General features: G+C 65.6%; 25 protein-coding genes. 17 read left to right on the top strand and 8 right to left on the bottom strand.

The window, feature by feature from the left end; genetic code table 11:
• Positions 1-38: 38 nt before the first annotated feature.
• From AC5592_RS26150 to AC5592_RS26090, 13 genes are all read left to right on the top strand, one after another.
• Positions 39-500, top strand: coding sequence for a hypothetical protein (locus AC5592_RS26150; protein ID WP_063065737.1), 462 nt, complete (start codon positions 39-41; stop codon positions 498-500).
• Positions 497-1,051, top strand: a complete 555-nt coding sequence (locus AC5592_RS26145) for a hypothetical protein (RefSeq protein WP_157122210.1) — start codon at positions 497-499, stop codon at positions 1,049-1,051. The genes AC5592_RS26150 and AC5592_RS26145 overlap by 4 nt, the downstream gene beginning before the upstream one ends.
• Positions 1,048-2,115 carry a hypothetical protein gene (locus AC5592_RS26140; protein ID WP_063065735.1) on the top strand — a complete coding sequence of 356 codons (1,068 nt, stop codon included), beginning with the start codon at positions 1,048-1,050 and terminating at the stop codon, positions 2,113-2,115. The genes AC5592_RS26145 and AC5592_RS26140 overlap by 4 nt, the downstream gene beginning before the upstream one ends.
• Entirely contained in the window at positions 2,112-3,053 is a 942-nt protein-coding gene (locus tag AC5592_RS26135; RefSeq protein WP_063065734.1) for a hypothetical protein, read from the top strand. Before AC5592_RS26140 ends, AC5592_RS26135 begins: the two co-directional genes overlap by 4 nt.
• A gap of 41 nt (positions 3,054-3,094) precedes the next feature.
• Complete coding sequence (locus AC5592_RS26130; protein WP_063065733.1) at positions 3,095-3,991, top strand: hypothetical protein; 897 nt, start codon at positions 3,095-3,097, stop codon at positions 3,989-3,991.
• Between the two features lie 70 nt (positions 3,992-4,061).
• Positions 4,062-5,000 carry a hypothetical protein gene (locus AC5592_RS26125; RefSeq protein WP_063065732.1) on the top strand — a complete coding sequence of 313 codons (939 nt, stop codon included), beginning with the start codon at positions 4,062-4,064 and terminating at the stop codon, positions 4,998-5,000.
• A gap of 61 nt (positions 5,001-5,061) precedes the next feature.
• Positions 5,062-5,979, top strand: a complete 918-nt coding sequence (locus AC5592_RS26120) for a hypothetical protein (protein ID WP_063065731.1) — start codon at positions 5,062-5,064, stop codon at positions 5,977-5,979.
• A 67-nt stretch (positions 5,980-6,046) separates the two neighbouring features.
• On the top strand, positions 6,047-7,006 hold the full coding sequence (locus AC5592_RS26115) for a hypothetical protein (protein ID WP_063065730.1): 960 nt from the start codon (positions 6,047-6,049) through the stop codon (positions 7,004-7,006).
• Between the two features lie 316 nt (positions 7,007-7,322).
• The gene (locus tag AC5592_RS26110; RefSeq protein WP_063065729.1) at positions 7,323-8,030 is read left to right on the top strand and encodes a hypothetical protein; all 708 of its coding nucleotides are present in this window, start codon (positions 7,323-7,325) and stop codon (positions 8,028-8,030) included.
• Positions 8,027-9,292 carry a hypothetical protein gene (locus AC5592_RS26105; protein WP_063065728.1) on the top strand — a complete coding sequence of 422 codons (1,266 nt, stop codon included), beginning with the start codon at positions 8,027-8,029 and terminating at the stop codon, positions 9,290-9,292. The genes AC5592_RS26110 and AC5592_RS26105 overlap by 4 nt, the downstream gene beginning before the upstream one ends.
• Positions 9,293-9,353: 61 nt before the next feature.
• Positions 9,354-11,213, top strand: coding sequence for a type IV secretory system conjugative DNA transfer family protein (locus AC5592_RS26100; protein ID WP_063065727.1), 1,860 nt, complete (start codon positions 9,354-9,356; stop codon positions 11,211-11,213).
• Positions 11,214-11,254: 41 nt separating this feature from the next.
• On the top strand, positions 11,255-12,058 hold the full coding sequence (locus AC5592_RS26095; RefSeq protein WP_063065726.1) for a DUF4913 domain-containing protein: 804 nt from the start codon (positions 11,255-11,257) through the stop codon (positions 12,056-12,058).
• 248 nt (positions 12,059-12,306) lie between these two features.
• Positions 12,307-12,843, top strand: coding sequence for an NUDIX domain-containing protein (locus AC5592_RS26090; RefSeq protein ID WP_084507246.1), 537 nt, complete (start codon positions 12,307-12,309; stop codon positions 12,841-12,843).
• A gap of 245 nt (positions 12,844-13,088) precedes the next feature.
• Here AC5592_RS26090 and AC5592_RS26085 read toward each other — a convergent pair whose 3' ends face one another.
• Positions 13,089-13,988 (bottom strand): aminoglycoside phosphotransferase family protein, encoded by a 900-nt coding sequence (locus tag AC5592_RS26085; protein ID WP_063065725.1) that lies wholly within the window; start codon positions 13,986-13,988, stop codon positions 13,089-13,091.
• Positions 13,985-15,292: a helix-turn-helix domain-containing protein gene (locus tag AC5592_RS26080; RefSeq protein WP_232329557.1), complete on the bottom strand. Its 1,308-nt coding sequence runs from the start codon at positions 15,290-15,292 to the stop codon at positions 13,985-13,987. Before AC5592_RS26080 ends, AC5592_RS26085 begins: the two co-directional genes overlap by 4 nt.
• 320 nt (positions 15,293-15,612) lie before the next feature.
• Between AC5592_RS26080 and AC5592_RS26075 the strand changes: the two genes are divergently transcribed.
• The 3 genes from AC5592_RS26075 to AC5592_RS26065 are packed head-to-tail and all read left to right on the top strand — an operon-like array spanning position 15,613 to position 18,097.
• The gene (locus tag AC5592_RS26075) at positions 15,613-16,296 is read left to right on the top strand and encodes an adenylate kinase family protein (RefSeq protein ID WP_084507176.1); all 684 of its coding nucleotides are present in this window, start codon (positions 15,613-15,615) and stop codon (positions 16,294-16,296) included.
• Positions 16,293-17,438, top strand: coding sequence for a radical SAM protein (locus tag AC5592_RS26070; protein ID WP_063065723.1), 1,146 nt, complete (start codon positions 16,293-16,295; stop codon positions 17,436-17,438). Before AC5592_RS26075 ends, AC5592_RS26070 begins: the two co-directional genes overlap by 4 nt.
• A gap of 5 nt (positions 17,439-17,443) precedes the next feature.
• On the top strand, positions 17,444-18,097 hold the full coding sequence (locus AC5592_RS26065; protein WP_063920384.1) for a hypothetical protein: 654 nt from the start codon (positions 17,444-17,446) through the stop codon (positions 18,095-18,097).
• 62 nt (positions 18,098-18,159) lie between these two features.
• Here AC5592_RS26065 and AC5592_RS26060 read toward each other — a convergent pair whose 3' ends face one another.
• From AC5592_RS26060 to AC5592_RS26040, 5 genes are all read right to left on the bottom strand, one after another.
• Positions 18,160-18,291, bottom strand: coding sequence for a hypothetical protein (locus tag AC5592_RS26060; protein ID WP_269750211.1), 132 nt, complete (start codon positions 18,289-18,291; stop codon positions 18,160-18,162).
• A gap of 144 nt (positions 18,292-18,435) precedes the next feature.
• Positions 18,436-19,224, bottom strand: a complete 789-nt coding sequence (locus AC5592_RS26055) for a carbohydrate kinase family protein (protein WP_063065722.1) — start codon at positions 19,222-19,224, stop codon at positions 18,436-18,438.
• 140 nt (positions 19,225-19,364) lie between these two features.
• On the bottom strand, positions 19,365-19,832 hold the full coding sequence (locus AC5592_RS26050) for an NUDIX hydrolase (RefSeq protein WP_063065721.1): 468 nt from the start codon (positions 19,830-19,832) through the stop codon (positions 19,365-19,367).
• A 252-nt stretch (positions 19,833-20,084) separates the two neighbouring features.
• Positions 20,085-21,017 carry a hypothetical protein gene (locus AC5592_RS26045; RefSeq protein ID WP_157122208.1) on the bottom strand — a complete coding sequence of 311 codons (933 nt, stop codon included), beginning with the start codon at positions 21,015-21,017 and terminating at the stop codon, positions 20,085-20,087.
• A complete protein-coding gene (locus tag AC5592_RS26040) occupies positions 21,004-21,264 on the bottom strand; it encodes a hypothetical protein (protein WP_063065719.1) in 261 nt (86 codons plus the stop codon). Before AC5592_RS26040 ends, AC5592_RS26045 begins: the two co-directional genes overlap by 14 nt.
• A gap of 264 nt (positions 21,265-21,528) precedes the next feature.
• Here AC5592_RS26040 and AC5592_RS26035 point away from each other — a divergent pair, with 264 nt between their 5' ends.
• The gene (locus tag AC5592_RS26035; RefSeq protein ID WP_063065822.1) at positions 21,529-21,960 is read left to right on the top strand and encodes a low affinity iron permease family protein; all 432 of its coding nucleotides are present in this window, start codon (positions 21,529-21,531) and stop codon (positions 21,958-21,960) included.
• A gap of 150 nt (positions 21,961-22,110) precedes the next feature.
• Here AC5592_RS26035 and AC5592_RS26030 read toward each other — a convergent pair whose 3' ends face one another.
• Entirely contained in the window at positions 22,111-23,607 is a 1,497-nt protein-coding gene (locus AC5592_RS26030; RefSeq protein WP_063065718.1) for a serine/threonine-protein kinase, read from the bottom strand.
• Positions 23,608-23,764 lie beyond the last annotated feature (157 nt).

Genomic DNA, 23,764 nt, shown 5'->3' with positions numbered 1-23,764 from the left:
GTTCTATACCTCCGTCGCCGAAGCGGCGCAATACCGCTATGACCAGTGCAGCCGGTAGCGACCGCGTCACTGCCGAGCAACGGCTCGCCTCGCGGGCGGCGGCGGGGCCGCATCTTCTGGCGTGGGTCGCCGCGACGCGGCAGACCTTCACCATCTGCCGGCCCGACGGACGCGCGGTGGCCCACGATCGCTTCCACCGCGACCTCATCATCGACAGCGACGACGCTGCCATCGAAACCGCAGCGCTGCAAGCGATCTGGCTCGCCGCACAGGGGAAGGACCTTTGTGGCGCCGACGTGGCGACCCTGCGCATCGTCACCTCCTCTCTCGTCGCGGACCCGGCCGCCCTGCACCGTGCGGCGGTCACCGGAGGCCTGGTGCTCGACCTGGTCGTCGACGCCACCACCAACCCGGCTGTCGGCCATCAGCTCGGCGTCTGGGTCGACTGGCGGCGCGCCGACCTCACCTGCCTGATCCAACACCCGAGGAACCAGAAATGACGTCACGCCCCTTCACAACCTTGCTCGCTGTCATGGCCGGAGCGTGCCTGTTGACCGCGTGCACCGAGCACCCGTCACGCGGCCGACCGCCGGACGAAAACTCCTGCGCCCATGCAGGATTCGAGCCACCATTCATTGCGGTCGACCCATGCTCGGCCGACTCGGTCACCTCCGCAGCGATGCGGACGATGTTGACCTACAGACCAGCCGAGGGGCTTGACTCGCGCCGCGCGTTCGAAGCCGCGACGCCGCTGCTGGATCCCGAGTTCGCGCGCAGCGGTGCGCCCGCGGCGATCGCGTTGGCACCGATCACCCCTGGTATGTGGGACCGGTGGCGCGACCAGCACGTCACGGTCACCGCGACTGCCCGCGTCACGGCCGATGATCACCCCGCTGACACCTCGTCGCGGGCGGCGCGTGTGGTCACCGTGAGCATGCAACCCAGCGACAACACACCAGCTATTCGACTGGTGGTGTTCGTTGTCGCGCACCGGGCGCAGACCAGCGCAGGCGCGCGGTGGCTGCTGTCGAGTGTGCAGGTGGCGTCGTGACCAGCGGCAACGGTGACCCGGTCGACGAGGGCGGGCAGGCGGTCAAGGCCGGGTTCGTGCAGGCAATGCAAACCGCGGCGATGACGATGAACCTGCTGCAGCGCCGCGGGAGCGAATCGCGCTCGCGGCAAGAATTCGCCCAACGCCAAGACGACCGGATCGCCGAACAGCAGCGCAAGAGCCACCTCCACGCCGCGCAGATCCAGGGCTACCTCGACCGGGGCCAGCACGGTCGCCTCGAGCACTGGGCCGATATGGCGATCAAAGCAGGCCGCTACCGCGAGCACCTGCTCGAGATGCAAGTCAAAAACGCACGCCTGCACCAAGATCAGGACAGAGCAGACCGAGCCAAGGACAGCGACAAAGCCACCGAGGAACGCCGCGACAAGGTCCACGGGCTGCAAGTGTGGGCCCTGCGCGGTGAGTACAACCGCAAAGACGCCATCCATACCCAGCAGCTGCGCCGCTACGACAAACAGATCGCCCAGGACCAGCGCCTGCACGATCTGAAGGTCGAATACCAGAAGCTGCTGATCGAGGCCCGCAAACGCGCGCTCGGACTCACCGAAACACTCACCGACACCGACCCCGGCACCGCCCGCACTCACACCGCCAGGGCAGGCTGGGCGGCGGCTGAGGCCACCGCGGACCTGTCCGACGACCATCGCACCGCCGCCGATGCGTGGGCCGAACGCTACGGCGAGGACACCGGCAACGACCCCCGCACCAGCCTGGCTGATGCTCGTGCCGAGGCTGCGGCCCTCGACGACGCCGTCGATGAGCTCCACAACCAGATGTGCGCACTGAGCGCCGAGTACACCCTTGTCAGCTACGGCGAATCCCAGCTGCGGGACATCAACTCCCACAGCGCCGCCGACGCGGCCCGCCGGCCTGATGCCGATTCAGGCGAAGAGCTCGAAGTTCTCGACGGAGAGGTCATCGACGTCGCGGTCGAGGTCACCGGCGTCACCGGCGACCTCGATGTGGGCGTGGACTTCGCGCCACCGGTTCTCCCACCCGTGAAGGCTCTCGGGGCCGCGCCGTCGGCGGATGTCGAACCATGATGGCGCGCAATACCTTTCGCTCCGACAGTTCGGGCGCTGTCGTTCCCGATCGGTGGCAGATGAAGCTGCTCGCGGGTGTGTATGCGCATGTGTCGGCGGCGAGGGAGATGGCCGCTGTGGCCCGGGCCGGGCGGGAGGCGACCGGTGAGCTTCCGCCGCCATCGTGGTCGAGGGCTTTCCGCACCGAGGTCCTGCTCGGCCAAGAGCTCGGGAAAGCGGGGCTGGCCGCGGGGGTGCCGCGGGAGTGGCTGAACCAGGCCCGCACTCGCGCTCATTTGGCGCAGCCGTGGCGACGCGACCTGCACTGGCGCAACCCGAAACCGGTGGACCGGACCAGGCTGCTGGTCGGGCTGGCCGGTGAGGCGCACCGGATCCAGGACCTCGCCGCGGTCGCGGTCGCCTACGAACATCGCGGCGCGCACGCCGAACCCGGAACCGCGACCTGGGTCATGCGCAACCTACGCCGATCCCGCACCCGCCTGGTCCAACTCGCCCGCCTACTCGCGATCACCGACGACGAAGCCCACCGAATGTGGAACGCGCCCCAGCACTGGACCACCGCCGCCGAGGGTGCCCGCGCCGCGAGTGTCGACGAACTCGACACCCGCTGGCGCGCCCACGCCCGCAGCGACCAAACCAGCATCGTGCTCCAAGCCCGCGCACTCACCAAAGCGGGCATCACCGCACCTGCCGGCGCCGCACTGCCACCACCTGATCAGATTCTCGCGGTCCTTCGAAAAGAGCTTGGACACACCAGTGTTCCCGTGGCCGTGAGCGCGGACCGGCACCTGAGCGGCGACGTGGTGGCGCCAGCCGGGGAAGGCATCGAGATAGCGGTGGCCGCGACCGGAATAGGCAGCGGCGGCCATCAGGGCCTGGTGCCTGATCTTGCGCCGGTGCCGCGGCCGACCGGTCTCGGAGTCGAGGTCGAGCCATGACGGGGCGACAACACGCTGTTGGTGCGGGCGGTCGGCGCCCGGTGGCGCCGAGTGCAGCGCAGAAGGCGCTGCTGCGGCGGTTGTCCGCCGTGGTGGCCCAGACACGGGCGCAGCTCGATACTGCGCGCACCCACTGGGAAGCGGGAGTTTTGGCGGAACCCTCCTGGTTCGCGCGCTTGGACACCTTGATGGCGCGCGGCGCCGCGTTGGCTGAGCTGGGCCATGCCGGTGGAATCCCGCAGCGGTGGATCGATTTCGCCCGTACTCGGGGCGAAAAGGGGTTGGGTTGGCGCACGCCGCAACGATGGCCCGTCCCGCAACCCGTGCAGCGGGACCGCCTCATCGCGGACCTCGCCGCCGAAGCCCGTGACCTCAGCGACGTCGTGGCCGTCCACGCCGCCTACCGCGTACGTGCCCGCAGCGACGAACCCGACTCGCTGCGCACACGCATCGAAGCCACCGCAGCGGTGCGTCACGAGCGTCTGACCTCGATCGCGGCGCTGTTGGATCTGATCGGACCCGAACGCGACCGGATCAGGCCGGCCCTGGATCCGATCTGGGCTCGCGCGCTGGCGGCCACGGTGCGAGACCTCAACCCTGTCCTGCTGACACAGCAATGGCGCGCCCACGCCGAACACGAACCGAACTCGGTGGCGGCCTACCGGCTGCTGACCGACCACGGCGACATCGACTTCACCCCGGACTCCGCCATCGCGCCCGTCCCCGCGGTGATGGTCGAACACATCGCCGCCGCCCTGCGACTGCCACCCGGGCTGGCCATTCCCGACCTCACCCTCGGCGCAGCCACCGACAGCGCTGTGACCGCCGCGCTGGGCGAACCCCGCCGCCTCGAATTGCCCGCGCCAACTACCGGCGGCGAGCAGCACGTCGGCGGGACACGAGTGTTCATGCAGCGCGACAGCGGCCCGAGCCCATGACCGGAGGGGACGCCCTCGAATCGCTGACTATCCGGCGGCCGAGCACCGAGCCCGAGACCTGGAGAAATGGATGACGATTCCCGAACCGATACCCGATCCAACCACCATCGCAGCACGGGCGTCGACCGGTTCGCCGGGCAGCGACCGTGTCCGGGGGCCGAACGCCGCCCAGGCTGCGCTGCTGCGACGTCTGCGTGACGTCGCTGACGGGCTGCGCCGGATGCGGGAAACCGGCCGTCTCGGAGGCGAATTCGGTCACTTTCCCGCCGAACTGTGGCACGACTACCTCGAGGAGATGCACGACCGCGCCGACGCACTGACCGCGCTCGGGCGCGCCGGCGGTATCCCTGCCCCATGGCTCGGCTACGCCCGCGGCCACAGCATCGCGCAGGTACCGGGTCCTTGGCCGGAAACCGGTGTGTCGCCGCGTGCGGAACTGATCGCCGCCGTGGCCGAGCAGGCGCGGGAGTTCGGGCAGATCGCGGCCATGCACGCCGCCTACCAACTCCGTGCCACCGGCGAATCCGACCGAGCGCAGGAAGCCCTCGCCGAAAAGCTGGGCCGACGCTGGGACCGGATCGGCACCGTCGCAGCGCTCCTGCAACCCGTCGGCACGGAACGCGAACAGATATGGCCCCCCGCCAAGGACCCCGCGTGGATCGCGGCCTTCGCCGACCCCGTACGCGACACCGACCCCGGCGACCTGGCGCGGCGATGGCATACCCACCTGTCCACCCCGGACGCCGACGTGTCCGCACACGCGGCGCTGGCCGACTACGGCGATCTCACCTGGGACCCCGACCGTGACCTCGTGCCCCCACCACAATCGCTGATCACCCAAATCAACGCCGCACTACGCGCCCAGCACACGGTTAGCGGTGGCGCCGCGATCGACGCCAACATCGGCGCCGCGCTACCGGAGATGGCCCGCGAATTCGCGCCCGAAATCCCCACATCGGACCCGCACCGCGGTGTTGTCCCGGCGCTCGACACCGGACCCGAACGGTGACAGCAACCCCGCCAGACGAAAACAACAGCAATGCAACGAAATTCGATTCAGGAGCCTACCGATGACCGACTCGCAATCACCACGCGTGCAGCGAAGACCGGTGTGGCAGCAAAGACTGCTCGACCGGATCCAGGACTTGTCCGACGACCGCGGACGGCTGCTGCGCGCAGGCTACGACACTCCACCCGGGGCGGGGGAGTTGTCCATGCTGGCATGGCGCACTCAGCTGCTGCAGCTGGCAGCCGACCGCAGCGAGATCGAAGCCCGCGCGCACGCGATCGGCATCCCGCCCGCCGATATCGCCGCCGCCCGAGCGGCCGGAAGCCGTGGCCACCGATCCGACCTCAGCCCCGAGCCCGGCGCCGATGCGGTGCGCGAGCACGTGATGGGCTGGGTGGCCAGCGATGTTTGGCAGATCCAGCACATGGCCGCGATCGACGTCGCCCACCGGATGCGAGCGGTCACCGACGCACCCCGATTCGAGCCCGAACCAGGGATGGTCGCCCAGTTCGAGCGCAACCTGAGCGCGTTGTGGATCCGGGCGGGCAACGTCGCCGACGCGATCGGCCTCAGCGTCGATGAAGCCGCCGGAATGTGGGCGCGGACCAGCAGTGACTGGCAGCGACTACTCGCTGCCACGACACAGACCTACGACGACGAAGCAGTCGAGGAACGCTGGCGCGTCTACGCCCGCTCCAGCATCGAAACCAGCGTGATACGCGATGCCACGGCCATCACTCTGCGGGTGCATGTCGCCGTGTCCGAGCATCCGGTACGCATCCCCACACCGCACGCGATGAAAACGGCCGCCGCAGCAGCGTTCCTGTCCCATTCCTCCGCTGGCTCCGCCCCCATTACCGATGCGATCGACCGCGCCGTGCCCGCCGAGGCCGACCACACCCGCTGGGACACACCCACGGTCGCAGACCGACCACAGCTTCCCGGCCGCCGCGATCTCGACGCTGGAACCCAGCCATGACCCATGTCTGCCCACGTCCGTGCCCACCGACTCACGGGGGGTTCACCCGCCGAAAGAGGTGTCAACCATGACCAACCCGGGTTCCGGAGTATCGCTGGAGCAGTGGCAGGCGAAGCTGCTGGCTCGCATCGACCGGCTGGCACGCACCTACGCGCTGGTGCAGGCGCGTGGTTTCGATGGTTACGACGGCAGTGACGCCACGCCGGAGCAGGAGTGGCGTTCGCATCTGGACGCGTTGGAAGCCGAACGCGAAACCATCGAACAACTGGCTATCGAGCTCGGTATCCCACCCCAATGGGTCGAACGCGCCCGCACCAACGGCACCGACGCAGCCCAAATGCCGTTACCCACTGCAGGTATCGCTCATACCGGCGCGAATTCGAGTCCCGAGGCCGGGATGCCCGGGGTCGCATCGGCGTCGAAGCAGTTGTTCATCGATATGGCTGTCGTCGATGTGTGGCATGTGCATCGGATGGCGCTGCTGTGCGCGGCCCGCGATGCCCGCCTCAACGCCGGCCGTCTGGGGTTGGGCGCCGACCCCGTCGCCGATATGCAGTTCCACCGCAACATGAATCTGCACCATGAGCGCGCGGCCGGACTGTCCGATGCCGCGCAACTGTCCGCGCCCGAGGTCGAAGCCCTGTGGAACAGCCCGCAAGTCCATACCGCGCGCCGGCAGGCCGTCGAGCAGATCAACCGGTGGGACGACCTGCACCTGGAATTCGAATGGCGCCGCTACACCCAGCCCGCCACCGACCCCGTCTTGCCGCCCTACATCCCCGTCGACCCGGACACCGGAACCCCGACCACCCACGCACAGGCACGCCCACCCGACCTCGGCGAGTTGATCGCCCGCGCCGCCGCCGCGCTCGGGATCGACCCAGACCGCACCGACCGGCTCCCGATCCACCACGCAACCGCCGTCGATATAGCCCTGCCCGAAACCACCGCCCGCGACTGGAACCCCGACCCCATCCCAACACCGCCGCCGAGCGCTACGCGTCCTGACGTAGGGCCCGAGCCCTGACCCCCGCACCGTTCACCCATCGGTGATGGCGCTGGCGCCGACCATCACTGCAGATCGATTCGAACCACCGCGAGGACATCCCGTCACGCCCGGCCCACCGGCTGCGGCCCGCTTCCCGACAAGGCGGAACACGATGTCCGACAACACATTCCCCCCAACCCGCTCACCCGATTCCAGCGCCCCAGTCCCGACCGCGAGCCCAACGCCCTCCGACGCACTGGCATCGGCCTCTCGTGCGGTGCCGCCGACGGCGTTTCGATCCCGCACCGTTGCTTCTGCGCTGGCGGTCCGGTTCGGGCCCGACGACCCCGACGCTGTGCGCGCGACCGCGCTACGCGCGGTGCAGGACTCGGTGAAGCGCTACATCGACTGGCAACACCACCCCGCCCCCGACACCTCTACTGCCGGTCCCGGCGAGTGGCGGTTGACCGCGATCAACGGCATCGAAGACGACCTGCGTCGCGCCTACCTCGACGCCGTCCGCAACGGGGTGCCAATCAGCGAGATCGACACCGCCCACGACCTCGGGCTCGCCGGAGTGAGCTGGGACCAGCAACCCGCCCACCCGCTACTGGGACGGCTCGAACACCTCGCCCACGAACTCACCCTCGCCGAGGCCCGCGCCGGCAACGACCGCGCCCGGATCCGGGAACTCGAAAACGAGCTCGACCACGCCCACACGCGCATCGAAACCCTGTCCGAAGACCTCGCCCACGCCCGCAACACCATCACCCGCCAGACCGAAGAACTGGTCGACGCCGATTGGGTCACCGGACACCGCCACCACAACACCGAACCTGGCCCGCAGCCCGCCCGCGCGCTGGCGCAATCCAACGCCGAGCTGGCTTTGGCCAACCACATCGACGCCCTCGAACACGCCCCATCGCTCGACACCAGCGATGGGATCAGCGCAGCGATCGACACCGCACTGCCCGGCCAGCCCGACTACTGGCCCGACACCACCGACCCCGACACCGGGCCACCACCCGACGCGTCGGATCACGGGCCGGAGGTGGCGCCGTGACCGCGCTGGACGAGCCACTGGGATTCACCAACCCCGAGTACTACCGCGACGCCGCCTCGCAGAGTGAGCGGCAGCTGCGCGCCGACTTCGCCCGCTACTACCAGCTACGCGAGATCGCGCCCTCGGCCGCCACCGCCGAAGCGCGCGCCGAATTCAACTCCCGCGCCGACGAGCTGGCCATCCGGTGGGCACGTCACGAATCCGAACACTGGCGCGGCACCTGGGCCGGACTGCAACGAGTCGTGGCCGGATGGCGCACCCAACCGGAGATCTCGCGCCGCAACTACGACCAGATCGCGCGCGCCCGCGCCACCGGCGACGTAACGATCGACGACGACATCTGGCGCACCCTGCAACAAGCCCGCCTCATCACCGGCCACGGCACCGGCACCATCACCGGCTCCACCCAAGACGCCGCCCGCCGCTACCCGCACCTGCAACCCGACATGGGCGCCACCCCGGCCCCAGCACCACGCGCGCAGACGGTTGACCGGCGCACCGCGGTCGAACGGACCCTGGGCGCACCGAGAAATCCGGCTGTGGCGTTGCCGAGCCTCGCGCAGGTCGACGCGGTCATCGCCGACACCGACGCCCTGCTCGAAACCGAGGAATCAGCAGCCGATCTCGACGACGGGCGCGAGGCACGAAAAATGCTGCTGCCCCGCGCCGTTCGCGAAGCGCGGATCTCGGCCGACTACAGCCACACCGAAACCTGGGAACGCCGCCATGTCGAGGCTCTGCGAGAGGTCCAAGACCTCGCCGCCGAGCACAGCAATGTCGCCGATCACCTCGACGGCACCGACGACCAGGCCCGCATCGCCCGCCTCGACCGGTTGCGGGCCGGGCTGAGCGCCGCGCGCCGCGACGCCCTCGCCGTCGGACTCACCGACGACCAGGTACAGACCGCCTACACCACCGGACGCGACGGAACCTACTGGGCCACACAACCATCCGATCCACAGCTCGGACGCATCGCCCAACTCCTCGAACACCGCGACCTCGCCCGCGCCGCCGCGGAGTCCTACCGCAGCCAACTCACCTCAGCGCCCGACACGACCGCAGAGCCGGCAATACCGGGCACCCACGGTAGCTCGGTCGAGGCCGCAGAAGCATTAACCCTCGGTGACGGTGCAGGTGCCGCGATCAGCACCGCCGTAGACATCGCCCTCCCCGGCACCGACCTCGGCGAATGGTCGCCGCCCGCCACCGAAGTGGCCGCGAAAGAGGTTGTCTCCCCGCTCGATCGGGAGGTGAGCTTGTGAGGGCCCTCGGCCAGAGTTACCCACCGCTGTTCAGAGGGTTGTCCCCAGCGAGGGCGGCGTGATGGCGCGGCAGACGCGGCGCCGCACCACCGGCGGGCTCGGCGAGGAAACCTGGCTGCTTCTCATCGCCCTCGGCGTCATCGCTGTAGTGCTGCTCGCCTACGGGGCGCTGTCAGCCGGGAGCTGGTGCGCCGGACTCCCCATCACCGCGCACCCAGTAGCGGCACTGCTGCAGGTGATGGCCGGCCAGCATCGGTGGCCATGGCAATCCACCGCGCTCTTCGCTATAACGCTCGCAGCCAGCGGCGCGCTCGCGAGCATGTTCCGCCGGCGGTGGGCCTCGATGCGGCGCAACGACATCGATCGCGCGGCGCGCACCATGGTGTCCCCGCGACACATTTCTGCCGCGCGACAGCAAGACAACGCCACCGCCGGCGAGCGGCTGCTCAAAGACGCACCAGCCGAGGTGCGGGCCCTGCCGGGGCCGCCGCTGGGCCGCACCGTCGTCGGGGGAGTGGAGTTGTACGTGCCGGCCGAGATGGGTGTATTCATCGCCGCCGGGCAGCGCACCGGCAAAACCATGGCATGGGCGATCCCAGCGGTGCTCAGTGCGTGGGGACCGGTGATGGCAACCTCCAACAAACCCGACCTCTACCGCCACACCGTACTCGGCCGTGAACAACGCGGCCGAGTGTGGCTGTGCGACCTCCAGGCAGTGACCGGGCAGCCGGTCTGCGGATTCTGGGTCGACCTACTGTCCCGCGTCCACACCCTCGCGAGCGCACGAAAGCTGGCGTCATTCTTCGTATCCGGTGCGTCGGGATCAGCCTCGGAGCGCGCCAACGCCCGCGTCGACTCCTACTTCGACGGCGGCGCTCAAGAACTATTGGCGCTGTATCTTCTGGCCGCCGCGTCTGTCGAGGGCGATTTGCTCCACGTCGCCGAATGGCTGTCCAGCGACCAGGACCAAACCCCCATCCTGATCCTGCGCCACCACAATCACGTCCGGGCGGCGCAACGCATCCTCGACGCGCAAGGCTTGTACGCGCGCCAGAGAGACGGTTTGTACGACATGGCACGCCGGTTCTTGAACGTGCTCTCCGACGAGGGCTACGCCACCATGATCACCCCACCCACCCGCAAACGCGTCACCGTCTACGAGACCAGCGAATCGATCGTCATCGACACCACCCTCGCAGCGGCGACGCACAACCTGCCCGAATTCAAACCCGCCGAGTTCATCACCAGCAACGACACCCTGTACGCGCTATCGATGACCGGACCCGACTCCGCCGCAGCCCTCACCGCCGCCCTCGTCGGCCAAATCCTCGAATCAGCACTGGCGTTCGCCCGCGCCCGCCCCGACGGACGCCTCGCCGTGCCACTGCTGGCGGTCCTCGACGAAGCAGCCAACTGCGCCCTCATCGACGCCTTACCCAGCTACTACACCTACGCCGCCGGGTGCGGCGTGATCCTGCTGACCATCGTGCAAGTCCTCGAACAAGCCGAAGACCTCTGGGGCGCAAACGGATTGACCGTCATCCGCGCCCAATCGATCGAAATCTACGGCGGCAACATCGCCACCCCCTCCTACCTGGAACAGTGGGCTCGACTGGTCGACGACCACGACGTCGCCGACCACTCCCGCTCCACCGGCCCGGGAGGCACCAACCGCAGCACCAGCTGGCGCGCCGAACCCATCCTCAACATCGCCAAACTCGCACGCCTCCCGAAAGACCGCGCCCTGGTCCGGCTCCCCGGCCACGAACCCGTCCTGATCGAAAAGCAGTTCTGGTGGGACAACCCCACCCTCGAACCACTGGTCACCCGATCTCTAGCCCGCTACGACAACCCACCCGCCCCAGCCGCCCCACCGACGCGGCCGGACAACCCAGGAGACGCAGCAGGAGTCGAGCTATGACCACACCCGCAACACCTGGATCTGCACGACAGCGGAAGCCCATGCCACCGGCGTATCCCGACTTCACCACCTTCGCCGAGCAATGGCTATTCCCCTTCGTCACCGTCCGCCTCGCCGAAGCCAACCGCGAACACGCCTGGACCTGGTGCAGCCAATGGTGGCGCCACCGCGCAGTGAGCGTGCGCATCGCCCACCTGCACCGAGCCTTCGAAGCCATGCGCGCCGACAAGAACGCCGCCGGCCTGTCGACCTTCATACTCCACCACGTCGACCCCCACTTCCACGTCGTCCTCGACGCCGCCAACGGACCCCTGCACCGCTGCACCCGCACCAAACACGTCGCCCTACCGTCACTTTCCTGCGAACCCGTGCCGCCCGGATGGTTCAAACCCCCGGGCAAGCCCGATCTCGAGTCCGGCAACACCAAGCCCTATCGGTTCGGTCACTATGCCGATTTCGTCGAGCGATGGCTGCTGCCGGTCACCGCGGTCCGCATCGCCGCCAACCACCGCGAAGACCAATACACGTGGTGTCGGCGGTGGTGGGATCACCGCAGCGTCGCCGTGCGCTTCGCTGGCCTGCACGTCGTATTCGAAGCCGCCCGCGTCGCCGAGGACGGCTCGGCCATGTCGACACTGTTCGTCTCCCATATCGACCCGCACCTCCGGTATATCCTCGACGCCGCCAATGGGCCTCTCCACCGCTGCACCCCCGACCACCACATACCCGAGACCGGACTACCCACCGCAGATGTGCCCGCTAATTGGTTCGCCACGCTCGGAAACCCCGCTCCGACGGACGATCTGGGATTCGGACCAGGCTTCCGGGACCACGCAGAACACTGATGAGTGCCCTACGCGGACCCGTACATGTCGATGACGGTCCCGGGTTGCTGGTGGACGCCGCGGGGACCGCTGGAGCAGCGGGCGGATTTGGCCGTCGTTGTGACAATGTGGTGGCTCGGGCTGGGGCAACGGCGCGAGTGTGCACGGATCTCGCTCGGCCGACAACACACGTGTACCTGATGCGGTACCGCCTGGCGGTGCGGCGTAGTGTCTGCGCGACCACCGAACCCCTTCAGGAGTTGTCTGCGATGGCCGACCGCCACCTGATCGACGTCCGCATACTTCTCACCCACAGTGACCGGCTTCTGCTGACCCGTCGCGGCGGCACCGATGAATTCGCCGGTCGATGGCACCTGCCTTCGGGAAAGCTCGACAAAGCAGAGGCCATCACCGCGGCGGCGGCACGTGAGGCGTACGAGGAAGTCGGGGTCATGATCGACCCGGCTGATCTACGCGCTGTTCACGTCGCGCATGTGGCTGGCTCGGGTCCGGAGCCGCGTCTCGGCGTGTTTCTGCACACGACGAGCTGGCAGGGCGAGCCGGTGAACCGGGAACCGGACAAGTGCCTGGGCGTGGCGTGGTTCAGATTCGACGAGCTGCCCGAGGACATCATCGAGTACCCGGCTATAGGGATCCGGGCCTTCCTCGACGGTGACGCCTCGTTGTTCAGCGAATACGGCTGGACCCCCTGCCCATTGTCATGTAGTTCCACCGGAGGTGCGCGCATATTGGATCCAACTGAGGTAAGTCAGTTTGTCCCGGATGTAGCTGATCGGCGCCTCTGACAGCTGGGTGCCGGCCAAGAAGTTGAATCGACTCGGCCGTATATGGTTTCGTCGACTCCGCCGGCGGTGAGGTCGACAGGCGTGTAGTCGAGCAGCTGCTGCGGTGTATAGCGGCCGGTGGCCATGAGGCGGCTGCCGTCGGAAAGTGATCGGGGGAATTGAAGAGAGAATAAGGACGGCAAACCAGCACCGAAGATTTTCGGTAGACACGTGCGGCGGGCTTGGTCGCCCGTTCCGTTTGGCTCCTACCCCATTGCTTTCCATCCGGACCATGGTCGGTGGTTTGCCCTATCGCGAATACACGCCAAGCGGTGAGCCGCCTGCCTGCTCCATGTTTGGTCGGTTATGGCCATCTGTACCGCCATACTCGTCATCCGGAACTCCCGGATGTCCCGCAGCAGTTCGAAGCCCTCCCACGTCGTGACGTCGTACCCGTAGACATCACAGAACTGGGCGTACTGTTTCGCACTGATCCAGCCGAACGATGACCACTTGATCGCAGTGTGCACCAAGTCCCACTCGGGCGGGCCGATCGACGTTCGCTCCAAGTCCAGAAGGAACACCCGCCCGTCGTCCGACGCCACCACGTTGCCTACCCAGGCATCACCATGAATCACGCACCATGGCAGCCCCTCCGGCAGCTGCACCCACCGTTCGCGAAGCTCCGCCAGATGCCCGAACATCCAACGTCGATCATCCTCGCCGAGGACAGAAGCCGCCTTGATCCGCTCTTCTAATCGAACGAACGGCGCAACCTCCCCGAGCGTGAAGTCCGCAGGCGGTGTCAGGGCGTGAAGCTGCTTGAGTGCGGCGGCAACCTGTGCGGGCGTGCTGTGGTGGTGTGGTGGAAGCTCGCGCCAGAACGTCACCGATCGGCCGTCGATATCGACAGGCTGGACGACGTCAGGAGCAATCTGAACCGCGGATACGCCGCGCGTCTCCAGCCACCGCGCAATGCGAACTTCGCGCTCTGCGGCGGCAAACTGGCCAGGTTGGTTGATCCGCGCCACCGTATTGCCTGGGAGGCGGTAGATCGCATTCTCGCTTCGATGCAGCAGTTCTGCGCCTGTGGCATCGCGCCCAACCTGTTCGCAGGCGGCTTTCAAGATGGACAGCGTTTCATCCGGAACCGCGCGGTCGGTCATACGCCCGCCACGGTTGCGCCGATGTGGGAGCGAAGTTCTTCGACTTCGGTTGTGGCGGTGTGTGGCTCGGAAAGACTCGACAGCTCGCGCAGATCGTCTGCGGCGCGGCGTGATCGGATATGCCCGGCGTCAAGCAGTGCGGCACTACCTAACTGGGCGGCCTCGCTCGGGTCACCCGTCGCCATCGTGAGCGACGCGAGCTTGATGCCGGAAATCGCCTTCGAACGAACGTATGCCTCGGTGTGGCCTTGTACTGCGCTTCGCAACCTTGAGCGTGCCTCAGTAGCGAATTGCCCTTGGAGGGCTAGGTCGAACAATGCGTGTCCCGTATCGCCGGAGTGTTGGGCGGCGTCGTAATACGTCATCCAGGGTGGGTCATTCTGTGGCGAAGCATGAGAGAATTCTTCGTCCGCTTGCCCGATGGCCTGAACTGCTTCCTCGACTCGGTGCAGTTTCGCAAGAGCCCGAGCCCTTGCCGAGTGCAGCATTGCGCGCTCGGTTGCGGTCAGCCGGTCAGACCGCACCATTGCTAGTTCGATGTACGTCAGCCCGTCGTCCGCACTGCCACACCAAATGGCTTGGCGTGCCATAGAAGACAGCACTTTACCGCGAAGGTGCCAATCGCCAGCTTCTTCGGCACACGTCCACGCCAGCCGGAACATGCTTCGAGCGTCTGCGTGCGCGTAGGCATCGAAGGCCATGAACGCCGCGGTGTGGCCGAGGAAGCCCACAGCACTCTGAAGTTGAGAACGGTATTTTTCGGGACAACGGGCGTTGAGTAGGTTGACCGCGTACCGGAGTTGTGCCCCGACAGCTTCGCGGACCAGCCCACCCCCGTACGTATGATCCCACGTGCTGAACTCGCGGGCTGTTTGCCGTATCTGCTCGATCTCTGTCAGACCAACGGTGGACGGCACCGGCGTCGGTTCAAGGGTACTCAGCAGTTCAAGCAGCGGCGCAGCGGCACCTGTCACCGTGACGCCAAGGGCCGCACGAAGGAAATCTTGGCGCTTCACATCTTCGAGCGTAGCGACCACAGCGCCTGGCAGCTTGAACCAGAGCAGCTCGGGCGGTACGGCGAGCCTCTGCGCCCAACGCCGCAACTTGGAAAGATGTTCCGGCGCTGGGCCCTTCTCCAGTCGGCTGAGCTGGGCTTGCGTAATACCAAGCCAGTCCGCGACCCGCTCTTGCGGCAAAGGCTGTCGATGGTACGGATGATTGCGATAGGCAAAGATCACGCGACCCATGTGCCATGTCGCAAGGGCATCACGCATCTGGTCGGTTTGCCAGAACGCCAGCGGCACAGCTGGAGGGTCATGGAGTTCGCTGCGTGCGCCGACTGTGCAAGGGCCGCATAACGATTCATCGTTGTAGTTATTGAGCCTGCTCCCGCAGCGACAACAGTAGCGTTGCTGGTCGGGTACGCGTGTCACGGGCCGCTCCGATGTTGATCGTGGGGCGCCTTACCGCCCCTTCGCCCTGGTCAAACGACGCTATCACTGGATTCCCCGCCCGAATATACGTTTCATGTATACCCCGAATTCGTCAGGGTCGTGGTGGCATTCTGGCCCGAACCCGACGCTTGGGACCGGACACACCCGGTCCTATCGAAAGGGGTTTAGCCATGCCGTTGAGCCTGGTAGTGCCCGTATTCGGCCCACCTGCCGCCGGAAAAACAACGCTCACTCTCCAACTCGGCTTGTCGCCAGGTCGAAGAATTTTTCGTCTCCGCGAGCATGTCCCGAAGGAGGTTCTCGCTGCGACTGCCACCGACAGCGCACGGCTGGGCTGGATTGACGAGTTCACGGTCGCTGATGCGCTCAGCTCCTACTTCGCCACCGTCCAAGCTGATCCCGCCGTGCATACCGTCCTGCTCGATAACTTTCCCGGATCGGGCTCGCAGGTGAGCCAACTGCTCGCCATCGTCTGGCCGCTGATCCCACGGGTTCACATCGAGCCCATCGAAGTCGTGACCGATGCGCGCACACTGAAACAGCGTTCCCGAAGCCGCAAAGTCTGTCACCAGTGCGAACGCGATCCGATCCGGGACCCTCGCTTGCCAGCCGTCCCGACATCCGAGGACGCCTGGACCTGTGGCCGATGCGGCGGCCTGCTCCATCCACGGCGAGGAGATTCACCTCGGCTGTTCAAGGCCCGCCTCCAGCGCTACCACCAAGCGGCGGAGGGCATCGTTGCAGGCTTTACGGATTCTGGTATCGCCGTCACCCAGCTTGACACCACCAACACCATCGAGTGTGCAGCCAACCTGCTTGCGCCCCTGCTTATTTCACGGAGCACTGTGTCATGACGAGTACTGATCTGCCAATGCCCAGCCTCAACCTGAACGGTGATGGTTACGGCCATGCCCGGATGCCTCGGGGTGCGAACGTGCCAGAGCCGCAGAAGATCGACCGTGTGCCGTATGGACGCTTCCGCAACGTCTACCTGTACATCACCGAGGCGTGCCAATTGCGTTGTGAGCACTGCTATATGGGGGAACGCCTGGATCGGGCACTCAAAATGTCGCTGCCGAAAATTGTGGACACGCTCACTACCTGGCGCCGGCTGGGCGGTAGCAAATTGACCATCCTCGGCGGCGAGCCGACGCTTCACCCGCACTACTGCGAGGTGATCCGACTCAGTCGGAAGCTTGGTTACGAGCACGTCATCACCACGACGAACGCGCAGAAACCGGCGCTGCGGCGCTTCCGGCAACTCGTACCGGATGATTTCGCCTATGTGCAGGTCAGCTTGGACGGTGGCAGCCGGGCGACACATGATGCGGTGCGTGGTGCTGGCACCTTCGATGAGGCCATGGCGACCACACAGGAGCTGGCCGAGCGCGGCTTCGATATTCGGATCATCTGCACGGTCAACAAGGCCAATGAGCGTGACGTTATGCAGCTGCTCGATGTTGCGGATGTCCTCGGAGTGAGTCTGGTGAAGTTCCACGTCTTCTCGACCATCGGTACCGGACACGGCAATCCCGACATGGCGATGACGCCGCCTGAGTGGGTTGACTTTTGCGACCGTCTGAATATCGTTGCGCCGCAACATGACACGCGGGTTTGGTACCAACCTACTTACGCCCGACGTGACCAGATGAAACGCTACGGCGCCGAAGGATATCAAGGCTGCATCGGCCGTACACTGGATCGAATTTCGATTTTTCCGGACGGCCGTTGCTACGTCTGCTCCTACCTGTTCGACACCGACCTCTACTTCGCGCAGATGACGGACGGACAGGTGCAGCTCAACCACGGCGTCAATGAGTTCGATCTGTTCACCAGTGTCTTGAACGAAAGTTCCTGCGGCGGCTGCAAAGCGAGCAACTGCATGGGCGGGTGCCCGGCTGAGGAGGTCGTCATGGGCGAATCGTCCTGCGCCGCCTACGAGGACATCGTGCCTGTCTGCCGCCTGTGGAAATCCAGCGCAAAGTCCGAGGAGTGAGCGTGATGGACGACATGGACCGTGTGGTCGAAGAGCTGCGCTGGATCGACTGGGACGACATCGACGAAGTCGAGATGATGTGTCGCGCCGCCTTCGATGAACTAGTGGCGAACCCGAGCATCATCTGGGGCCGGCTTGATGACCTGCCGAACCGGCCCGAGCTGATGAACCTGTGTGAGCACTACGATATCCTGGACAAAATCGTCCTCGCGAGTGAGGACAATCCGGCTGTGCGGGTCCGGCTGCACGTCTTCCTGCCAGGGTACTTCGACCGGCCGCATAACCACCGCTGGAGCTATGCGAGCAAAATTCTGCGTGGGCACTATCGCCACTACCTGTTCGGCAACGCCGAGCTGGACGAACATGTGGAGCCGACCAAGCTGCCGGTGCTGCATGTCCGCGAAGAACTGATTGGCGCGACCTATGCCCTGCACCACTCGATGGTGCATGCGGTGGTAGCCGAGCCATTCACGGCGAGCCTGGTGATCCGCGGGCCCGCGGTGAAAGACAAGTTCCTGGTGATGGATCGCCATACGAACGACGCGTGGTGGCAGTTCGGAGCCCACAACGAATCCGACGAGGAGGCGCAAAAGAAGCAGATGAGCCGGGCACGGTTCGCGGAAGTAACCGGGTGGCTCGATGAATGGAAGGTGGTGTAGTCCGCTCCGCGTAACATCGGCCCTCCTCGTCTGCGGTCGAGGAGGGCGGATGTGTCCCGGAGTTAGCTCTTCTTGCCCTTGCCTTTCTTGGCCTGAGCCAGGTCGCTGGCCGCGACACTCTTCTCCGCCTTGGTCGACTTCTTGTTGCCCAATTCCTTGCCAGCCTCGCTGGCGGCCTTCTTACCCGTTGCCATAGTTGGTCCTTCCGACCGAAACAGCACCCAGCAATTAGTGCGTCCCATCAGGGCAAACTCTCCTACGCGACGGGCGCGAGCCCACTGTACGCCTGATTACCGACAGGATCGGCGACGCGATTTGCAGCGGCGGACTGTGGCCGGTCAACTCGCTACTGAACGTTCCGCCTCTGGGAGCATTGCCAGCAGTTCGGCCAGAACCGGCAGGGGGGCGCTGTGGTGTCGTGTACAACGCAGTGCCCCGCTGGCGGATCCCAGCATCATACTGCGCTCCATCGCCCACCCTGCCCGCTGGCCGTAGAGTAATCCCGCCGAGAAGGCCGCGCCCGCGCAGTGCGTGTGGCGCACTTCTACCGGAAAAGCCTGTACGGCAACTTCTTCCGAGTGGCTTGCTGCTACCGACCCGGATGCACCAGCTGTCACGATCACCCAGGCTGCGCTGGTTTCGTTCAGGAGCGAGGCGGCCATTGTCTGTGCGTGCTCATAGTCGACGTCATCGATGTTGGTTTGAACAAGGAGATTGCCGTATCCATCGAGTGCCCGTTTGACGGGCTCAGAAAATTCCGAGCCGCCCAGGTTGAGCAGCATCGGCACCTCGGCGGTGCGGCCGGCCTCGATGACGCGCATTACGGTCTGCTCGATCAACTCGTAGCAATCCACGTAGAGGAACGACGCCTCGTCGATCGGCGCCAAGTCGGCGCGCTCCAGACTTGCCACTACTTCCGGCAGATGGGCGAACCACGTCCGGGTGTGGTAGTCGTCGGCAGTGACGACGATCCGCGGCGTTCTGGCCGCTGGGTGAGCGGCAGAACCGGATGGCACCTGACGCTCGCGGAGCCACCCTGTGACGAGCTTGCCAGTTTCGTCGGTGCCAATGTGGTTGGCAATCAGCTGGACTGGCGCTTCCATCGCGGCGAGCGCCGCCGCTGTCATCGGGCCGTCAGCTGCGACGGACCACTCAATCTTCGTTATTTCTGCCCCGTGATTAGCGTGTGGGAACTGGGGAACGGACCAGAGTTCCGCGTAGGCTAAGTAACTGACGCACACTACCGGCCCTGACGGATTGCCCATGGCTACCAGCCGTAGACGGAAAAGGGCCGATTGGCGGCGATGTGCGCCATGGCCTCGCGGCAGTAGTCGATCATGTGCTCCGGCAGTGTGTCCGCCGAAAACCACTGCAGATCAGTACACTTTTCTGGTTCGCGGTTCTCAGGATCGCCCTGCCAGGCTCGCACTGTGAAAAAGAACGCCATGCGGCCACCGGAGGATGAGTTGTGCATAATGTGCGCGAAGTGGACGTCTTCGGGCTTGATGATGACTCCAATTTCTTCCTCAGCCTCACGGATCAGCGCTTCGATAACGGACTCGTCGGCTTCAAGATGTCCGCTGGGCAGGTGCCAGGCTCCATCCTCGAAGCCGGTATTTTGGCGCTGCCCGAACAAAACGCCACTGCCTCGGCGCAATGCGAGATGCACGTCACCTGTCACCTTGTGACGCTGGGGTTTTGAGCTGGTGGTGTGTGGAGCAATAGTCTCGGCCATAAATATGAATCCTTCTTCCGTGGTAGTTGACCTGCGGTTTTGCGGCCATGCGAAAGCAGGCTGAGCCTATGCGCCGACCATCGGCCGCCCTATACGCCCGCCGTATACCGACCAATGGGTTCGCGTATGGATGTTGTTCCGAGCGCCGTCCACTCTCGTTACCCAGGCATTTTGGCCACCCAACGGAACGGAGATGATGGACATGGGCGATAAGCGTCACATCCACATCGAATCCGGCGCGTTGAAGCTGGATTACCAGGCGTCGGCAGAACAAGCGCAGAACGTGGCCGACGAGCTGATGCGAGGCGCCTGCTCGGAGTTCAGGTTCCAAATCACGGTCGATGACCACGTGACCGATGAGTTGCCGTCACTTCCGTGCGGCGAACTGTGGGAGCGATGATGCCACGAGACGCACTGCCGCACAGGACATTTGTGCACGCAGACGGCAAGCTGGCTGAATTCATGTGTCAGGTCTATCTGCTCGAACTTACATCGGAACGGGCCCGGGAGCTGCGCCATATCCACCGGCACCATCACCCTGACGAGTGCTTGGTGCATTTGGAGGCGGCGTACTTGCTGGCTGTCGAGGCTGACTGAGGTGGGCGCACCGCTCCTCTCGATTCTCTGGCCAAGCTCGGTGCTGTTCGTGGCGATTCTGAGCTTTCGCGCTGGAAGATGTTGGGCCACAACCCAGTTACCTCGACGACACGGGTTCACATCAGGGGCGGGGTATGAGGACGAGGGCTTCCTTGAGGATGAAGGGTGGGCGGAAGGGGCGGAGCCGGTCACTGCCGAACTGGAGGCATGGAGAAGCGAAGACGCAGATACCGAAGCATTGCCACGGGTGCAGGACATCCGGCCTCCGATACGGTCGACGCCGATCCGACGGCCACCTTGGGTGACGCGGTAGCCCTGCCCGCCCGACAGACCGAGCACGGCGGCCTGGCCGTCGGTGAGTTCGATATCGGTGTGGGCGCGTTCGATCAGCCGCCATCCTTCAGCCGTGGCCGGATCGGTGTCGAGATCGATGCTGGTGACGGTGAGCCGGAACCGGGTGCCGGTCATCAGTCTGGCCATCCACATCGATGTTCCCAGTCGCTCGCGCTCGGGGTAGCGGGCGGCCGGGAGCCGGTGAGGGACCAGCACTACATAGGTCTGCCCGATATCCATGTCACGGGCGCGCATACCTCCAGATTCGTCGCCGCTGCGCGCCCGGACGCCGCCGCAGCGGCCGCGCAGCTCCCTGCGTGACCGGCCCCGGATCGTATGCTCGGCGGCGGCGGTGTGGTGGCTGCGCCGACGGCAGCACCGTGTTGGTGGCGGCCGGGTCGGCGCGTAACCGGTCCACCACGGAGAACATCGATTCGACCGACCCGTAGCGGGTGGTGAGCTCGGACAACAGCCGCTCGACCGAACTCGGAGGCCTGACCATGGCTCACCTATACCCACTGCTGCCCGGCGACGCACCCATTTCACTCACACGATCCAGGACGATTCGCTCATCAGCCCGTAAGCCGGCGCAACCCGACCACCATCAGGCCGAGGTTTCGCCGTGTCGGTGAGATGTCAGCGGGTACCACACCGGGGAGAAGTATGCGCCGACCCGATCCCCGGTAGCCACCGAGCAGCGCCTCGGAAGGCTGCCAGTGCTTTCATCTTGAGGGTGCGCGGCCCAGCGGAAGGATTCATCGTGACAATCGACAACGGGTGCGGACCCCGAGTACAGGAACCGCCCCCGAAACGGCCCTCGCAAGTGGCGAGTGGGTTGTCGGGGTTCGACCGTTTCGCCACCGCGGCGTGCGGAGTCGCTTCGCGGGCAACGTTTTTCGCGTTCTGCGTGCTGCTGGTGGTGCTGGTATGGGTGCCCAGCTTCGTCGTGCTGCCCAGCCTGGATTCCTGGCAACTGGTGATCAACACCGTGACGACGATCATCACCTTCCTGCTGGTGGCGCTACTGCAGAACACCCAGTTCCGCGCCAACGCCGCGGTCCAGCACAAACTCAACGCCGTCGCCGAGGCACTGGCCGATCTGATGGGCGAGCTCGGTGACCAGCACCCCAGTTTGTGCCGCCACAGCGCCGAACTCGCCGCCGTCGGACTCGAACACCACGTTACCGTCTCCGAATAACACCCCCCGGCAGAGCTCGGAGGGGTCCCGCTATTTCGTCGCTACGGGTTGTTCGATCACTGTGGGGCCGCGCAGGCAATGAACCTCGCGTAATTGCACGCGGGGCAGGGAGAACGGTCCGCGGGATATATCAAGCTTGCTGCGGGCGGATCAGTCCCGCCGCCAGCTTCCCCTGGCGTCGGCTCGCTCGATCTGGGGCGGGCGGTGTAGCTCGCCTGCGAGTGCATCGCCGAACCAACCCATCCATCGGTCGCTGAATTCGTCCATGTCGTGCGGGGCAACCTCTGTGAACGGCCACGCGCAGTAGATGTCGGTGCCGGACCCCAGTGCCCGCGCCGATTCCTCGTCGACGGGCAGCGAGAACGGTTCGAATCCGCTGTTGTAGTCGGGTGAGGCTACTGATTTGGTGAATGCTGTCTCGTACCAGGCGAATTCGCCTTTGTGTTTGGCGTCGCAGTACCACAGGCTGTGGCGACGCCCGGGCCAGGTGTGGTTACGAATGCCTGGCAGCAGGAGTTCGATGTAGGCGGTTGCAATCACCTCGAATGGCATGTCGCTGCGCCGCTGCACCGAGTCGACTTCGTCTTCCAGAGCCAAGGTCAGCATTGCAATCGGCTCGCTGGTGGCTGTCCCGCCCATACCGATGCGCAGGTGCAGGATGTCGCCAGAGGGCTGCAGCGCTTCTGCAGCGTTGTCGTGCAATCCGGTCAGCAGATTAGTGAAGATCGACTCCAGGTCGGTGAGAGCGGCGTCGTTGAGCTTCTGGCGCCGCGCTTTCTGAAGTTCGGCGGCATTGCGCGCGGCGGTGGCCGCGGCGGTGCGCTGTGTGTGTTCCAGGCCGGCCCGCCGGATCTTGAGGGCCCCGGGCGAGTTGGACACTGTCGACAGCTTCTCCAACCTCTCCAGCACGCGCCGGGCAGACGGCCGCGATTCGATACCTTTGTGCAGCATCGACAGGACCAGTGCAGCCAGACCCGGGTCGACACCGCGAATAGGGGCCGGCGTGACCGTGAGATGTTGATGGCGGAAGTCGGCGGGCGTGGGGCCGATGAAAGGGAGTGCGCCGGTGAGCATCTCGTAGGCCATCACTCCGGTGGAGTAGATGTCGCTGCGGGGCTCGAGATGATCCTGTTCCCACCACTCAGGTGGTGCGTATTCGTAGGTGGCAGAGCCCTTCCACGTGAGAGCGGCGGTGGCGGCCTCGGCATAGCGGGAAATGCCGAAGTCGGTCAAACACCAGGCATCACCGATCAGCAACACGTTGTCGGGCTTGACATCACGGTGCACGATCACTTTGCCGAGGTCATCGAGAGCTGTGGCGATGTCGCGCAGGATATTGACGACCTCCTCCTGGGGGAACGCGCCGCGTGCTTCCAGGCATGCGCGGAGGTTGTCCTTCGCCAATGGCATGCGCAGCAAGTAGCTGGTCTCGTTCTCGCCGAACTCTTCGACTCGCACCACGTTGCGGGCATCGCCCAGGTCGGTGGCCAGCAGTTCACGATCTGCGCCCGGGTGTTTCTGTACGACCTTGATCGCGGCCCGCCGTTCGTCGGCGGCTACCTCGTAGACGACCCCGAACCCGCCGCGACCGAGCTCGCGCACGATGGCCCACTCGGTATCGCCGAGCTTGATGAGCTCCTGCGTCAACTCCCCGCCATCCTTTCCATTGCCCACCTAGTGGGTAGCGCCCATATCCCAAGCGCGCAGCGGCATTCTAAGTCCGGTAGCCGACAAGCTCGTATGGCATCACAACCGGTCGGCAACGGGCAGCGTTGCGCGAATCGCGACCGGCGCCGCGGCCCGT

It is taken from the genome of Nocardia violaceofusca NBRC 14427, from assembly GCF_963869435.1.
GTDB classification, from domain to species: Bacteria; Actinomycetota; Actinomycetes; order Mycobacteriales; family Mycobacteriaceae; genus Nocardia; species Nocardia aobensis.
Note: the sequence above shows the minus strand (reverse complement) of the source record. Positions and strands in the feature narration are given on the sequence as shown.

Excerpts from the sequence above, each read along its gene's own strand:
- AC5592_RS26150 (WP_063065737.1), top strand. The coding sequence starts at position 39 with ATGACCAGTGCAGCCGGTAGCGACCGCGTCACTGCCGAGCAACGGCTC.
- AC5592_RS26145 (WP_157122210.1), top strand. The coding sequence starts at position 497 with ATGACGTCACGCCCCTTCACAACCTTGCTCGCTGTCATGGCCGGAGCG.
- AC5592_RS26135 (WP_063065734.1), top strand. The coding sequence starts at position 2,112 with ATGATGGCGCGCAATACCTTTCGCTCCGACAGTTCGGGCGCTGTCGTT.
- AC5592_RS26125 (WP_063065732.1), top strand. The coding sequence starts at position 4,062 with ATGACGATTCCCGAACCGATACCCGATCCAACCACCATCGCAGCACGG.
- AC5592_RS26120 (WP_063065731.1), top strand. The coding sequence starts at position 5,062 with ATGACCGACTCGCAATCACCACGCGTGCAGCGAAGACCGGTGTGGCAG.
- AC5592_RS26115 (WP_063065730.1), top strand. The coding sequence starts at position 6,047 with ATGACCAACCCGGGTTCCGGAGTATCGCTGGAGCAGTGGCAGGCGAAG.
- AC5592_RS26100 (WP_063065727.1), top strand. The coding sequence starts at position 9,354 with ATGGCGCGGCAGACGCGGCGCCGCACCACCGGCGGGCTCGGCGAGGAA.
- AC5592_RS26095 (WP_063065726.1), top strand. The coding sequence starts at position 11,255 with ATGCCACCGGCGTATCCCGACTTCACCACCTTCGCCGAGCAATGGCTA.
- AC5592_RS26090 (WP_084507246.1), top strand. The coding sequence starts at position 12,307 with ATGGCCGACCGCCACCTGATCGACGTCCGCATACTTCTCACCCACAGT.
- AC5592_RS26085 (WP_063065725.1), bottom strand. The coding sequence starts at position 13,988 with ATGACCGACCGCGCGGTTCCGGATGAAACGCTGTCCATCTTGAAAGCC.
- AC5592_RS26075 (WP_084507176.1), top strand. The coding sequence starts at position 15,613 with ATGCCGTTGAGCCTGGTAGTGCCCGTATTCGGCCCACCTGCCGCCGGA.
- AC5592_RS26070 (WP_063065723.1), top strand. The coding sequence starts at position 16,293 with ATGACGAGTACTGATCTGCCAATGCCCAGCCTCAACCTGAACGGTGAT.
- AC5592_RS26065 (WP_063920384.1), top strand. The coding sequence starts at position 17,444 with ATGGACGACATGGACCGTGTGGTCGAAGAGCTGCGCTGGATCGACTGG.
- AC5592_RS26060 (WP_269750211.1), bottom strand. The coding sequence starts at position 18,291 with ATGGCAACGGGTAAGAAGGCCGCCAGCGAGGCTGGCAAGGAATTGGGC.
- AC5592_RS26055 (WP_063065722.1), bottom strand. The coding sequence starts at position 19,224 with ATGACAGCGGCGGCGCTCGCCGCGATGGAAGCGCCAGTCCAGCTGATT.
- AC5592_RS26050 (WP_063065721.1), bottom strand. The coding sequence starts at position 19,832 with ATGGCCGAGACTATTGCTCCACACACCACCAGCTCAAAACCCCAGCGT.
- AC5592_RS26045 (WP_157122208.1), bottom strand. The coding sequence starts at position 21,017 with ATGCGCGCCCGTGACATGGATATCGGGCAGACCTATGTAGTGCTGGTC.
- AC5592_RS26040 (WP_063065719.1), bottom strand. The coding sequence starts at position 21,264 with ATGGTCAGGCCTCCGAGTTCGGTCGAGCGGCTGTTGTCCGAGCTCACC.